This is a genomic window from Rhodobacter sp. SY28-1, from assembly GCF_005222785.1.
In the GTDB taxonomy this organism is placed as follows: domain Bacteria; phylum Pseudomonadota; class Alphaproteobacteria; order Rhodobacterales; family Rhodobacteraceae; genus Tabrizicola.
The window spans coordinates 519,908-532,531 of record NZ_STGH01000003.1; the positions used below are offsets into that span (position 1 = coordinate 519,908).

General features: G+C 64.5%; 13 protein-coding genes. 6 read left to right on the forward strand and 7 right to left on the reverse strand.

Going from position 1 to position 12,624, the window contains the following annotated elements; translation table 11 throughout:
- The first annotated feature begins 215 nt into the window (after nt 1–215).
- Both E8M84_RS16675 and E8M84_RS16680 read left to right on the forward strand, forming a co-directional pair.
- On the forward strand, nt 216–989 hold the full coding sequence (locus E8M84_RS16675) for a 3-hydroxybutyrate dehydrogenase (protein ID WP_137112333.1): 774 nt from the start codon (nt 216–218) through the stop codon (nt 987–989).
- Entirely contained in the window at nt 986–1,999 is a 1,014-nt protein-coding gene (locus E8M84_RS16680; RefSeq protein ID WP_137112334.1) for a patatin-like phospholipase family protein, read from the forward strand. Before E8M84_RS16675 ends, E8M84_RS16680 begins: the two co-directional genes overlap by 4 nt.
- Here E8M84_RS16680 and E8M84_RS16685 read toward each other — a convergent pair.
- From E8M84_RS16685 to E8M84_RS16700, 4 genes are all read right to left on the reverse strand, one after another.
- Nucleotides 1,996–2,679, reverse strand: a complete 684-nt coding sequence (locus tag E8M84_RS16685; RefSeq protein ID WP_137112335.1) for a DUF502 domain-containing protein — start codon at nt 2,677–2,679, stop codon at nt 1,996–1,998. The two genes, E8M84_RS16680 and E8M84_RS16685, sit on opposite strands and share 4 nt — an antisense overlap.
- Before the next feature lie 80 nt (nt 2,680–2,759).
- On the reverse strand, nt 2,760–3,674 hold the full coding sequence (locus tag E8M84_RS16690; protein ID WP_137112336.1) for a pseudouridine-5'-phosphate glycosidase: 915 nt from the start codon (nt 3,672–3,674) through the stop codon (nt 2,760–2,762).
- Nucleotides 3,671–4,561, reverse strand: coding sequence for a PfkB family carbohydrate kinase (locus E8M84_RS16695; protein WP_137112337.1), 891 nt, complete (start codon nt 4,559–4,561; stop codon nt 3,671–3,673). Before E8M84_RS16695 ends, E8M84_RS16690 begins: the two co-directional genes overlap by 4 nt.
- Nucleotides 4,562–4,602: 41 nt before the next feature.
- Complete coding sequence (locus E8M84_RS16700; RefSeq protein ID WP_170971971.1) at nt 4,603–5,769, reverse strand: mandelate racemase/muconate lactonizing enzyme family protein; 1,167 nt, start codon at nt 5,767–5,769, stop codon at nt 4,603–4,605.
- 135 nt (nt 5,770–5,904) lie between these two features.
- On the opposite strand from E8M84_RS16700, the gene E8M84_RS16705 reads away from it, so the two are divergent.
- The gene (locus tag E8M84_RS16705) at nt 5,905–6,582 is read left to right on the forward strand and encodes a DUF2461 domain-containing protein (protein WP_137112339.1); all 678 of its coding nucleotides are present in this window, start codon (nt 5,905–5,907) and stop codon (nt 6,580–6,582) included.
- An 8-nt stretch (nt 6,583–6,590) separates the two neighbouring features.
- Here E8M84_RS16705 and E8M84_RS16710 read toward each other — a convergent pair whose 3' ends face one another.
- Nucleotides 6,591–7,220, reverse strand: coding sequence for a TetR/AcrR family transcriptional regulator (locus tag E8M84_RS16710; protein WP_137112340.1), 630 nt, complete (start codon nt 7,218–7,220; stop codon nt 6,591–6,593).
- A gap of 181 nt (nt 7,221–7,401) precedes the next feature.
- On the opposite strand from E8M84_RS16710, the gene E8M84_RS16715 reads away from it, so the two are divergent.
- From E8M84_RS16715 to tsf, 3 genes are all read left to right on the forward strand, one after another.
- On the forward strand, nt 7,402–8,340 hold the full coding sequence (locus E8M84_RS16715) for a homocysteine S-methyltransferase family protein (protein WP_137112341.1): 939 nt from the start codon (nt 7,402–7,404) through the stop codon (nt 8,338–8,340).
- A gap of 376 nt (nt 8,341–8,716) precedes the next feature.
- The gene (gene rpsB / locus E8M84_RS16720) at nt 8,717–9,481 is read left to right on the forward strand and encodes a 30S ribosomal protein S2 (RefSeq protein ID WP_137112342.1); all 765 of its coding nucleotides are present in this window, start codon (nt 8,717–8,719) and stop codon (nt 9,479–9,481) included.
- Nucleotides 9,482–9,555: 74 nt separating this feature from the next.
- Nucleotides 9,556–10,464 (forward strand): translation elongation factor Ts, encoded by a 909-nt coding sequence (gene tsf / locus E8M84_RS16725; RefSeq protein WP_137112343.1) that lies wholly within the window; start codon nt 9,556–9,558, stop codon nt 10,462–10,464.
- Between the two features lie 381 nt (nt 10,465–10,845).
- Here tsf and E8M84_RS16730 read toward each other — a convergent pair whose 3' ends face one another.
- Entirely contained in the window at nt 10,846–11,631 is a 786-nt protein-coding gene (locus E8M84_RS16730) for a LuxR family transcriptional regulator (RefSeq protein ID WP_170971972.1), read from the reverse strand.
- Between the two features lie 189 nt (nt 11,632–11,820).
- Nucleotides 11,821–12,510: a ribulose-phosphate 3-epimerase gene (gene rpe, locus E8M84_RS16735; RefSeq protein ID WP_137112345.1), complete on the reverse strand. Its 690-nt coding sequence runs from the start codon at nt 12,508–12,510 to the stop codon at nt 11,821–11,823.
- Nucleotides 12,511–12,624: the final 114 nt, after the last annotated feature.

Below are 12,624 nucleotides of genomic sequence, written 5' to 3' on the forward strand. Positions count from 1 at the left end.
GACGGAGATTGAGGCAATTCAAACTTTTAGCTTGGCCATCGGCAGAGAGCGGATTATACAGAGCTTACTGCTCGATAGGTTTCTTGCCTGTATGAAACCTGCCTCAAAGACTTAACGCCGGCCTTGTGCCGGCGTTTTTTTCATCGTGCACCTGTGACTTCCGTTCCGCCGCCAGCCATGCAATGCTTTTGCAGTTGCAGCATTTGGAGGGTGGGATGACACTTTCGGGCAAGCGGGCGGTCATCACCGGATCGAACTCGGGAATAGGCCTTGGCGTGGCCGAATCGTTGGCCGCGGCCGGGGCCGAGGTGATTCTGAACAGCTTCACCGACCGGCCCGAAGATCATGACCTTGCGCGCGAGCTGGGGGCCCGGCATGGCGTCGCGGCCCGCTACATCCCCGCCGACATGTCGAAGGGCGCGGACTGCCGGGCGCTGATCGAAAAGGCCGGGGGCTGCGACATCCTTGTGAACAATGCGGGCATCCAGTTCGTTGCGCCCATCGACGAGTTCCCGGTCGAGAAGTGGGATGCGATCCTGGCGATCAACCTGTCGTCCGCCTTCCACACCACGGCGGCGGCGCTGCCCGGGATGCGGAATAAGGGCTGGGGTCGGGTGGTGAACATCGCCTCGGCGCATGGGCTGACCGCCTCGCCCTTCAAGTCCGCCTATATCGCGGCCAAGCATGGGATCGTCGGCCTGTCGAAGACCGTCGCGCTGGAAACTGCGGGGCAGGGGATCACCTGCAATGCGATCTGTCCGGGCTATGTCCTGACGCCCCTGGTCGAGGCGCAGATCCCCGAACAGATGAAGGTGCACAACATGGACCGGGAAACCGTGATCCGCGAAGTCATGCTCCTCCGCCAGCCCTCGCGCCAGTTCGCCACAGTCGAGCAGATCGGCGGGACCGCAGTCTACCTCTGCTCTCCCGCCGCCGATCAGGTGACGGGCACGACGATCAGCGTCGACGGCGGGTGGACCGCGCTGTGAGACGCGTCAACCTGGCGCTTCAGGGGGGCGGTGCGCATGGAGCCTTCACCTGGGGTGTGCTGGACCGGCTTCTGGAAGACGACAGCCTGGAGATTGCGGGAATTTCCGGCACCTCGGCGGGTGCTTTGAACGGGGCTGCCCTGAAGGCCGGGCTTCGCGCCGGGGGCCGGGGCGCGGCCCGCAAGCGCCTGGACCGGATGTGGGAACAGGTGGGTGAGATCGGGGATTTCCGGATGCTGCCGTGGATGGCGGCCTTCCTGCCCGCGCTGCGGTTCTGGCAGACGGCAAGTGCCGCTTTCCTGCCCTTCTCGCCGCAGGGCGTGGCAGCGCAGCTTTACACGCCATATGCCTTTGGCAACCGCTGGACCAATCCGCTGGAGCCGGTGGTCCGCGATCTCGACTTCACCCAGGTCTGTGCGGCGGACGGCCCTCGGCTTTTCGTCAGTGCGACGAATGTGCGGACCGGCAAGATCAAGGTATTCCAGGGTCAGGAGATCGGGCCCGAGGCACTGCTCGCCTCGGCCTGCCTGCCGACTGTCTTCCAGACGGTAGAGATTGGCGGCGAAGGCTATTGGGACGGCGGCTATTCCGGCAACCCGGCGCTGTTTCCCCTGTACGAACCCGATCTGCCCGACGACATTCTGGTCGTGTCGATCAACCCGATGCGGCGCGACGACATTCCCGATACGCCTCTGGAAATCCAGAACCGGCTCAACGAGATCAGCTTCAACGCCAGCCTTCTGGGCGAGTTGCGCGCGATCAACTTCGTCCGCCGCCTGATCGCCGAGGGGCGGATGGAAGCGGGCAAGATGAAGGCCGTCAACGTCCACATGATTGCCGATGACGGGTTGATGAACGAGCTGTCGGCCGATTCCAAACTGTCGCCGACACCCTATCTGCTGGAGCGGCTCAAGGCCGCAGGGCGCGCGGCGGCAGAGCGCTTCCTTGGGAACGGCAGCTCGAAGATCGGGCAGGAGCCGAGCGCGGATCTTGAGGGCCTGCTCGGCTAGACCACGGGCTCTTTCGGCACCGGATAGACCAGCCCGCCCGAGACGATCAGCTTGGCCGCATCGTCGACGCCCATGTCCATCACGATCAGGTCCTGCGTCGGCACGAAGAGGAGCATTCCGCTGGTGAAGGGCGTGAGGCCGACGAAGACCGCCGACATGTCGGGGCCAAGGGCCGCCAGTCGCTCGGCCAGTTCTCCCTTGGGGCGGGTCGACATGAAGCCAAGCGCCCAGGACCCCGGCCGGGGAAATTCGACCAGGACCACCTTGTCAAAGCTCTTGTCCTTCTTGTTGAAGAAGGTCTCGGCCACCTGTTTGATCCCGCTGTAGACCGAGCGGACCACCGGCATCCGTTCCACCAGGTTCTCGCCGGACCGGATGACCGAACGCCCGATGATCCCCTTGGCAAGCCAGCCGATGATGATGGTGACGATCAGGAAGACCAGAACGCCCACGCCACGGACCGGAAACTCGTAGTCCGGGCCGAACCAGCGACCGATCACGGCGTCGGGCTGCCAGTAGGCCGGGATCAGCGGCAGGATCCAGCCATCGAGCCAGCCGATGAAGGCCCAGACGATGTAGATCGTCAGTCCCACAGGCAGCACGACGACAAGGCCCGTCAGAAAACTGGCGCGCAGGCTGGCAAGAAAGCCGCGACGATGATGCGTGGTCGGTTCGGTCACGAGTGGATGTCCCCTTCGACTTCTATCTAGGGGGTCGCGCACGCGCTTCGCAAGGATGCGCGCGGCAAATCGCGGGAAATTCAGCCCTGTTCGACCAGTTCCCGGGCAATGGCAGCCCCAAGCCGGGCGTTGTTCAGGACAAGCTCGATGTTTGCCGCAAGCGACCGCCCCGCCGTCATCTCGAAGATGCGCTGCAGCAGGAACGGCGTTACCGCCTTCGCAGCGATCCCCCGCGCCTCGGCCTCGGCCAGAGCGGCCTCGATATGGGGCATGATCTCCTCGCGCGGGATTTCCGCCTGCTCCGGGATCGGGTTGGCGACCAGCTGGCCGCCCGGAAGGCCAAGGCGCGCGCGCATGCGGTGCGCCGCGGCGATCTCGGCGGCGCTGTCCAGCCGCAAGGGCGCGTCCAGTCCCGACGACCGTGACCAGAAGGCGGGGAATTCGCACTGGCCGAAGGCGATGACCGGCACGCCCATGGTTTCCAGATATTCCAGCGTCTTCGGCAGATCGAGGATCGCCTTCGCCCCAGCCGCAACCACCGTCACTGGCGTTTCCGCCAGTTCGCGCAGATCGGCCGAGATGTCGAATGTGCGTTCCGCCCCGCGATGGACGCCGCCGATGCCCCCGGTCGCAAAGACGCTGATCCCTGCCAGTTGCGCGCAGATCATCGTCGCCGCAACCGTCGTCGCCCCTATCCCGCCCGAGGCGAGGCACACCGCCAGATCGGCCCGCGACAGCTTGGCCACGCCTTGCGCCTGGCCAAGGCTGTCAAGCTGGGCCTCCGTCAACCCGATGTGGATCCGGTGATCCATGATGGCAATCGTCGCCGGTACGGCTCCCTGCGACCGGACTTCAGCCTCCACCCGTCTGGCCGTTTCAACATTCTGCGGGAATGGCATGCCATGCGTGATGATTGTACTTTCAAGCGCAACAATCGGGGCGCCTTCGGCACGGGCCTTGGCCACGTCGGGCGAAAAGGTCAGGGGCAGCGTCATGATCCGATATCTCCCGATACATAAGTTGCGGCGGCGCGCAGCGCCTCGTCCAGCGCCTCTTGTCGGGTCGCGCCACGACGTTCGGCGACCAGATGCGCGGCCATGAACGTGTCGCCTGCGCCCGTGACGCGGGTCACCAGCACCTGCGGCGGATGGCCCTCGATGACACCTTCCCCCCGGCGACCTTCGGCCGCGGGTTTGCCGCCGTTGGTTACCAGAACCCTGGCCGCACCACGGTCCAGGAGCGCCCGGGCCGCCTCGACGGCCGTTGCCGCCTCGCTGCGGGCCAGGATGTTCGCCTCTTCCAGATTCACATACAGCGTGGCAGAGGTATGGGTCAGCAGCGGGAGAAGCCGCCCCGCCTTGCCGGGCGAGGCCGGGGCCACCCGCAGGTCGGCCCGCGCGAACAGGGGCGAGCCTGCAATCTCGGCCAGAAGGCCCTCAGTCAGGTTGCCGTCCAGGGCGATGGGCCCAGACCACGCTGCCCCCTCCGTTCCCAGCCGCCCATCGGCCAGCGGGCGCAGGATCTTGTCGCCCGCCGCTTCCAGCGAATGGGCATCCGCAATGGCGGCGATCAACCCGTTCGCCCCCTCGATCGCCATGTAGCGGTCGGTCGGCAGATCGTCGGACCGGTAGACGGTGTCGGTCACCAGCCCCAGCCGGTCACAGGCCGCGATCAGCTCATCCCCCTCGGCGTCCCGGCCGATGGCGGTCAGCAGGGCAGGGGTCATCCCGAACCGGCGCAGCGTCATCGCGATGTTCATCGCCACCCCGCCGGGCAGCCGGGTGATCCGCCCCGGCACGTCCGAGCCAAGCCGCATCGAGGTGGGCGAGCGGCCGATGATGTCCCACAGGACCGAGCCGATGCAAAGGATGTCAGGTGTCATGGCGGCCTTCTGCCCCGGCAGGGCGGGTGCGGTCAACCGGTCTAGCGTTTGCGGAACTGCCCGCCGTACCCACCCTTGCGGCCATCAGGGAAGGGGCCTTCGTCCAGATACCGCTGGTGGCATCGGGCAAGGGCCGCGCGGTCCAGCGTCACGCCCAGACCGGGGCCATGGGGCAGGGCGACGAAACCGCCGTCATGCCGATGCGGGCCGCCCTCGATCACGTCGTCGGCATACCAGTGGAACAGGGTCTGGCTCGGGTCACGAACGTGGTCCAGCGCGGCGGTCAGGTGCAGATAGGCCGCCGAGGCGATGCCCGTCTCACCCGAATGAAAACGAAACCCCACGCCGAACATTTCGCAGGCCCGGATGAAGGCCACGGTGCGCGCGATCCCGCCATGTTCGTTGATGTTGGTGACGATGGCCTCGGGGCAGCCAAGGGCATGGGCCTTGGGCAGGTCGATGCTGTGCGCCGAAAAGGGAATGTCGCTGAACCGACGGAGCCGGGCCATTTCCTCATAAGTTTCGCAGGGCTCTTCGAACCAGCTGATGTCAAAGGGGGCCACGCGGCGCAGGGCTTCTCGCGCGGTGGGCACTGTCCAGACCCCATTTGCATCCAGTTGCAAGGGCCGGTCGCCGATGGCCGCGCGGACCTCGGCCACCATGTGCACCTCTTCGGCCAGATCCACGGTGCCCATCTTGCCCTCGAACCGGGTAGAGCCATGACGCTCGATCATCGAGGCGCAGTAGCGGGCAACCTCGGTGGGCGAGCACTCACCCGGGTCGATCCCGGGCCAGCGATAGCTGAAATATTCCGTCAACTCGATCCGGTCGCGGCGTGCCCCGCCAAGCAGGGTTGCCAGCGAGACGCCTTCCGTCTTGCCCCGCGCGTCCCACATCGCCATCTCGATTCCGCCAAACACACGACGGGCGGCCAGCACATTGCCCCAGGGCGTATAGCGCATGCCGGGGACAGTCTTGGCCTCGGCAGTGCCAATCTCCCGGACATCATGGCCGATCAGCTTTGCCCCCATCGCCACCACATCCGCGGCCCGGTCGCCATCAGCGCATTCGCCAAGGCCGATGACGCCATCCTCCGTCTCGACCTCGATCACCGTCTTCGTCAGCGAGGCGATGGCGCCGTAGGAAAAGCGGTATGGCGCGCGGAAGGTAATATTGACCGGCGTCGCGCGGATCTGGCGGATATTCATCGGGACCTCGCTTTTCGCTAGGCTTTCCACGCAGGGACAGTCAGGTCTTGCCCGCCAGCGACACCTTTGGGGCACCCTGACGGCTTTCTGCCAGACGCTCATGCGTGCGAAGATATTGCGTGAAAGGAGCCTGCCATGTCCTACGCCGGTCTGCCCCGCAAAAGCCTTTCCTTCCTGCATGGGCTGGCCGCTCACAATGACCGCGACTGGTTCGAGGCGCACCGCCACGACTATGAGGCCTTTTGGCTTAAGGCAGGACTGGACCTGATCGAGGCGCTGGGGCCGCATTGCGCAGCGATGGAGCCGCGGCTTCTGGCCGTGCCAAAGCTGAACCAGTCGCTGCGCCGCATCCACCGCGACACGCGATTTTCCAAGGACAAGACGCCTTTCCAGCCCTGGCTGCACCTGATCCTGTCCACGAGCCCCGCCTTCAACAAGGTGCCGGGGATGCATATTGTGCTTACGCCAGAGGGCCTTGGCTACGGGGCAGGGCACTACGCGCTGGACCCGGCAGCGCTGGACCGCATGCGGCAGCGCATCTGTGACCCGACGGACCGCGCGCGGCTTCTGGCGGCGCTAGATGCGGCTGGGACTGTGGATAGCACACTCGATCCGCCCGACCTGGCACGGATACCGAAGGGCTATGATGCCAAGCCCGAATGGGATCACCTTTTGCGACGCAAGAGCCTGATCGTGAGGGCGCAAGGCAACCGTGCGGCCCCCGACTGGTTGTTCGGCCCCGACGCTCCCGAAAGGCTTGCCGCCATCACCTGTGCGCATCTGCCGCTGCTTCGGTGGCTGCTGGACGCCTGAGACCGCCGCTAGCCGCGCTGGTAAAGCGCCTTGATCATCTGGCGGGCAAGCAGGACCTGACGGACCAGGACCTCCGGTTCGCCCATTCCGCGGGCAAGGATGATTGCACCTTCCAGCACGGTATTGACCATGTCCGCCATTTCACCGGAATCCACCGGTTCGCGGGGCGGATAGGCTTCCGCGATCCGGGCAAAAAGGCCCTGCAGACGCTCGCGGAAGGCCAGAAGCGCACGACGGTTCGCCGCCTTCACCTCGGCGTCAAAGAGCCGGTCCTGGTAAGTGGCCGAGGCAAGGATGCAGCCGGGATAGCCACCCGGCATCTCGACGAAGCTTTCGGCCATCAGGCGCAGGGTGATCAGGACCTGTTGCAGGGGATCGTCCGAAAGCTCTTCGGCACGGGCAAGCATCCCCTGCACCATCGCGGCTTCCTGCTCGATGTGTCGCTCGATCAAGGCACGGGCGAGTGCATTTTTGTCTGGAAAATGGTAAAAGAATCCCGCCCGGCTGATTTCGACAGCGGCGGCGATCTCGTCGATTGAAGTGGCGTCGAAGCCCTTGGCCACGACGGCGTCATGGGCAACTTCGAGGATGCGGTCGCGCTTGCCCCGGGAAGAGCGCACGGCGATGTCTTGCTCCATTTGGTTGACTCACAGTCTAGTTTGCGACCCGGAAACGAAGGTCACGTTGCAAGGCACTGACACAAGGCACTGATAGGAATAAGAAATATCTCTTTCTCTGACTATACCACAGGTCGGCTGTCGGATGAAGGTCGCTCTCTGGCATCTACCCCGCACCGAATATGCAACTAAGGAGCTTGCAATGACACGCATTGACCGACTGATGGCCGCGACCAAACCGTGGCCGGCGGATGCCGGGCTGGAAACGGCGATGATCTTTCACGAAGGCTTCGATCTGCCGCAGTTTGCGTCGTTCGTCCTTCTGGACGACCCGAAGGGCAGGGCGGCTCTCGGGCGCTGGTTCGATGGCTTTGTCGATCTTGCCCGTCGGGGTGGGACCGGCTTTGTGCTGGACACGGCAACCTGGCGCGCGAACATGGGATGGGCCGGGGCGCTTGGACTGGACGAAGCCGCTATCCGCAGGGTGAACGCCGACGCCGTCGCATTCGCTAAGAATTGGCGCGACCGTCACGAAACCGAAACGCTGCCGATCCTCGTCAACGGCGTGGTCGGTCCTTCGGGTGACGGATATGTCGTCACTGCGGCCCGGACTGCGGAGGCGGCCGAGCAATTGCACTGGCCGCAGGTTCAGGCACTGGCAGCGGCGGGGGCCGATCTCGTGACAGCGGTGACGATGAACTACACTGCCGAAGCCATCGGGGTCGCCCGGGCAGCGCAGCGGGCCGGGATGCCGCATGTTCTGTCCTTGACCGTCGAAACCGACGGCAACCTGCCCTCGGGCCAAGACCTGCAGGAGGCGCTGGCCGAAATCGAGGCTGCGACGGACGGCAGCGCGCTTTTCTACATGGTCAATTGCGCCCACCCGTCGCATTTCTCGCACCGTCTGGACGGGCCGATGCGGAACAGGATCGGCGGTATCCGGGCCAATGCGTCGCGGCTGAGCCATGCCGAACTGGACGCTGCAACCGAACTTGATGACGGCAACCCGCAAGAATTCGGCACCGATTACGCGGCGTTTCGGCAGCTGCTGCCGGGCCTTCGGATCATCGGCGGGTGCTGCGGGTCGGATCACCGGCATGTGGCCTCGGCCTGCGCGCATCTTCACGCCCATGCAGCGTGATCCGGAGCGTCCGTCGATGCTGAGCCGCATTCTCCGTCGTCCGAAGTCAGGCAGTGCTCCGCTCAACCCGTACATCCGCAGGGACGTCGGCTTGCCACTGATTGTCTCGCACCATGCAGCCATCCTCGTCGGGCTTGGCCTGGGCGAAAGGCGCTAAGGCCCAAAGCGACCGCCCCCGCAACAGCAGTGGGCGGTCGCAAGCTTGCGAAAAGTTCAATTCGGTCCCTTGCGCGCTGAGGCGACATCGCATAAGGACGCGGCACTTCACAGGTGAGGCTTGGGCTTGGGCGGGGAGAAATCCCGTTCGGTCCGCCGGTTGCCCCCATCCGGGGGTGAAGACGGCCTCATCAAGGTTCAAACCGGAAAAGGATAAGGCATGGCTCTTCCCGAGTTCTCCATGCGTCAGCTCTTGGAAGCTGGCGTTCACTACGGCCACCAGACCGCCCGCTGGAATCCCCGCATGGGCGAGTACATCTACGGTGACCGCAACGGCATCCACATCATCGACCTGACCCAGACCGTCCCGCTGCTGGACCAGGCTCTGAAGGTCGTGCGCGACACCGTCGCCAAGGGCGGCCGCATCCTGTTCGTCGGCACCAAGCGCCAGGCGCAGAAGCCGATCGCCGAAGCCGCCGAAAAGTGCGCGCAGTACTACATGAACCACCGCTGGCTGGGCGGCACGCTGACCAACTGGAAGACCGTCTCGCAGTCGATCCAGCGCCTGAAGCAGCTGGACGAAGTTCTTGGTGCAGGCGGCGAAGGCCTGACCAAGAAGGAACGCCTTGGCATGGAACGTGACCAGGCCAAGCTGCAGGCGTCGCTCGGCGGCATCCGCGAAATGGGCGGCACCCCGGACCTGATCTTCATCATCGACGTTGGCAAGGAAGACCTCGCCATCCTCGAAGCGCAGAAGCTGGGCATCCCGGTCGTCGGCGTCGTGGACACCAACTGCTCGCCCAAGGGCGTGACTCACATCATCCCGGGCAACGACGACGCGGCCCGCGCCATCGCGCTCTACTGCGACCTCGTCGCCCGTGCGGCGCTGGACGGCATGTCGGCCCAGATGGGCGCAGCTGGCGTCGACCTGGGCGCGCTGGAAGCGGCTCCGGAAGAAGAAGCGGTCGCCGAAGCCGAGGCCTGAGCCCCGGCTGTCACCAGACTTTCACCCGGCGGGATTAGCCCCCGCCGGGACATCGATTCCGAGGAGTGGGAAACATGACGATCACCGCACAAATGGTGAAGGAACTGCGCGAATCGACCGGCGCGGGGATGATGGACGCGAAGAAGGCGCTGACCGAGGTTGGCGGCGACATGGAAGCCGCGGTTGACTGGCTGCGCACCAAGGGTCTGGCCAAGGCCGCCAAGAAGGCCGACCGCGTCGCGGCCGAGGGCCTGATCGGCGTCGCCGTGTCGAACGGCAAGGGCGTGGCGGTCGAGATCAACTCGGAAACCGACTTCGTCGCCAAGAACGAGGATTTCCAGGCGCTGGTCCGTGACGTGGCCAATGTCGCGCTGACCACCGGCGACTCGGTCGAGGTGGTGAAGGCCGCGCATCTGAACGGCAAGACCGTCGAGACCGTGATCCAGGAAGCCATCGCCCGCATCGGCGAAAACATGACCTTCCGCCGCCTGCACGTTCTGGAAGGCGACACCGTCGTCTCCTACGTCCACAACGCGGCCACCGCGGGCATGGGCAAGATCGGCGTGCTGGTCGCGCTGAAGGGCGACAAGGCCAAGGCGGAAGAAATCGGCAAGCAGTTCGCGATGCACATCGCCGCGACGAACCCGCTGTCGCTGTCGGAAGCCACCCTCGACCCGGCAGTGGTGGAACGTGAGCTGTCCGTCCAGACCGCCAAGGCGCTGGAAGAAAATGCCTCCTCGGCCAAGCCGAAGCCCGAGCAGGTGATCCACAACAACATCATCCCGGGCCGGATGAAGAAGTTCCTCGCCGAGAACACGCTTCTGGGCCAGGCCTTCGTCATCAACCCGGACCTGACGGTCGAGCAGGCCGCGAAAGAGGCCGGGGTCGAGATCACCGGCTATGCGCGCGTCGCTGTCGGCGAAGGCATCGAGAAGAAGCAGGAAGACTTCGCTGCCGAAGTGGCGAAGGCTCTTCAGGGCTGACACTGTCGTCACGGACAGGGCAGGGGGCCGGTGCATCGCATCGGCCCCTTTGTCATTCTGCGTGTCAGATCAAGGGGATGTCTGCATCAGGCTTTGCACCGACACCTTGCAGAAATGCGAACGGCGCGGTCCTGGGGAGAAACCGCGCCGTATGGTCCTGCCCAGACCCCAGGGGATAAAGGGACGGGAGGACAGGACAAAAGTTGACCGCAAATGCCCGCAGTCGAACGAAAATATACTGGAACCAGCCAGTCTTTGCTGGTCCACGCGACTCTGCGGAATTTCCGTAGCGTCAATTCCGTGAGTTGCACAGGACCGGGTGGCGGGCGAGTATGGAATCCCCTACCTTCAACCCAAGGTTCATCAGCACGCTGTCCCGTCCTACCGCGCCGCCTGCGCGGCTTCGGGCACCCGCTGGAAGATCATGTTCAGAAGCGCACCTTTTGCCACGGCCTGGGCCGTGGTTTCGACCGCCAGAGCCTCACGCGCCAGGCGCAGGTGCTTTTCCACCATGGCGGGACTGACACCCATCAACAGTGCCACGTCCTGCGTCGTCTTGCCGTCCGCGACCCATTCCAGCGCCTCGCGCTGACGCGGGGAAAGCGCCCGGTGCCGCGACAGCTGCGGCAGGTGCACGATGGTCAGGTGCATCATGTTGGCCACCGCCAGTATTTCCTCCCGGCGCGAGGCATAGATCGCCTCGACATCCGCCGGGCTGACCCCCGGATCGGCAATCAACCCCAGGGCGCCCTTCGACCGAGACAGGACCTCGGGGAAACTGACCGACATCCCTGCGACGATGCCCATTGCGACATTCTGCCGGACCGCTTCCGCCTCCTCTGCGGACAGTCGGCCCGCCTCGAACGCCTCTTTCACCCAGGCCCAGGTGCAGATCCCCGAATTGTGCTCGGCCCAGCGGAATACCGGGGTCTTGGCGTAGAACCCGCCCTGGAAATAGCGCTTCACATAATCCGCGTCGCAGGTCGTCAGGAACAGCGCGTCATCCGGGTCGCCGATGGTCTTCAGATGTTTGAACCGGGTAAATCCATAGTTCACCCGGCCGAACCCGATCTTGGCGAAATAGCCCGTCGCCAGGTCCCAGGCATCGTCAATCCGCTGGGCTGCGGCGATTGCATTCAGAAGCGGCAGTATGGAAGCGTCAGCCATAGTCTTCATCCCTTTGTCCCCAAGAGCCACGCAAGGTTCCCTTTGACCCTGCGGAACTTGTGACTTGGACGTCAGTTACGGCAGCTTTCCTTGGCTTGTCGAGACGTTGAACCGTCAGCAAGCCGTCAATTCGTCCGAATGACGGAACTTGTCATCTGGGATGCGAAGGAAAGGGGCAGGGCTCTTGCCTCAGCCGCGGCCCGCCTCGGCCGCCGCACGGATCATGCGGATGTTCTCGCCGTAGGCTGCCGGGTTGTCGGCCGAACCGCCGTTGAAGACCGCCGCACCCGCAACCAGCACATCCGCACCGGCCCGGCCGACCAGAGGGGCCGTCTTGGTCGACACGCCGCCGTCAATCTCGATCAGCACCGGCCGATCGCCGATCATCTCCCGCAGCCGCACAATCTTTTCCAACTGGCTGGTGATGAAGCTTTGCCCGCCGAACCCCGGATTGACCGTCATCACGCAGACAAGGCCGACCATGTCCAGAAGCTCGGCCATAGCTTCGACGGGCGTGCCCGGATTGATGGCAATGCCCGGTGTTTTTCCAAGCGAATGAATGGCTTGCAACGTGCGGTGAATGTGCGGGCCAGCCTCGACATGCACTGTGATATTGTCTGCGCCAGCCTTGGCATAGGCTTCCAGGTACGGGTCGACCGGCGCGATCATCAGGTGCACGTCCATCACGCCCTTGATATGCGGCCGCAGTGCTGCACACATTGCCGGGCCAAAGGTCAGGTTCGGCACGAAATGGCCGTCCATCACGTCGATATGCACCCAATCCGCGCCCTGAGCCTCGATCGCGCGACATTCCGCGCCGAAGTTCGCAAAGTCCGCGGCCAGGATAGAGGGGGCAATCTTGATCGGACGCTGGATCATCTGGCAGACTCCTTGGCGGTTGACCGCCTCATACCGCGGCAGGTCCAGCCTTACCAGACAGCATTACATTACATAATATAGATTATGCGATATTCATGCCTGGGACTACCCATC

Bases quoted from the DNA above. Each gene is read 5' to 3' on its own strand.
- E8M84_RS16695 (WP_137112337.1), bottom strand. From the start codon at position 4,561: ATGACACCTGACATCCTTTGCATCGGCTCGGTCCTGTGGGACATCATC.
- rpsB (WP_137112342.1), top strand. From the start codon at position 8,717: ATGGCTCTTCCCGAGTTCTCCATGCGTCAGCTCTTGGAAGCTGGCGTT.
- E8M84_RS16715 (WP_137112341.1), top strand. From the start codon at position 7,402: ATGACACGCATTGACCGACTGATGGCCGCGACCAAACCGTGGCCGGCG.
- rpe (WP_137112345.1), bottom strand. From the start codon at position 12,510: ATGATCCAGCGTCCGATCAAGATTGCCCCCTCTATCCTGGCCGCGGAC.
- E8M84_RS16730 (WP_170971972.1), bottom strand. From the start codon at position 11,631: ATGGCTGACGCTTCCATACTGCCGCTTCTGAATGCAATCGCCGCAGCC.
- E8M84_RS16705 (WP_137112339.1), top strand. From the start codon at position 5,905: ATGTCCTACGCCGGTCTGCCCCGCAAAAGCCTTTCCTTCCTGCATGGG.
- E8M84_RS16710 (WP_137112340.1), bottom strand. From the start codon at position 7,220: ATGGAGCAAGACATCGCCGTGCGCTCTTCCCGGGGCAAGCGCGACCGC.
- E8M84_RS16700 (WP_170971971.1), bottom strand. From the start codon at position 5,769: ATGAATATCCGCCAGATCCGCGCGACGCCGGTCAATATTACCTTCCGC.
- E8M84_RS16690 (WP_137112336.1), bottom strand. From the start codon at position 3,674: ATGACGCTGCCCCTGACCTTTTCGCCCGACGTGGCCAAGGCCCGTGCC.
- E8M84_RS16675 (WP_137112333.1), top strand. From the start codon at position 216: ATGACACTTTCGGGCAAGCGGGCGGTCATCACCGGATCGAACTCGGGA.
- tsf (WP_137112343.1), top strand. From the start codon at position 9,556: ATGACGATCACCGCACAAATGGTGAAGGAACTGCGCGAATCGACCGGC.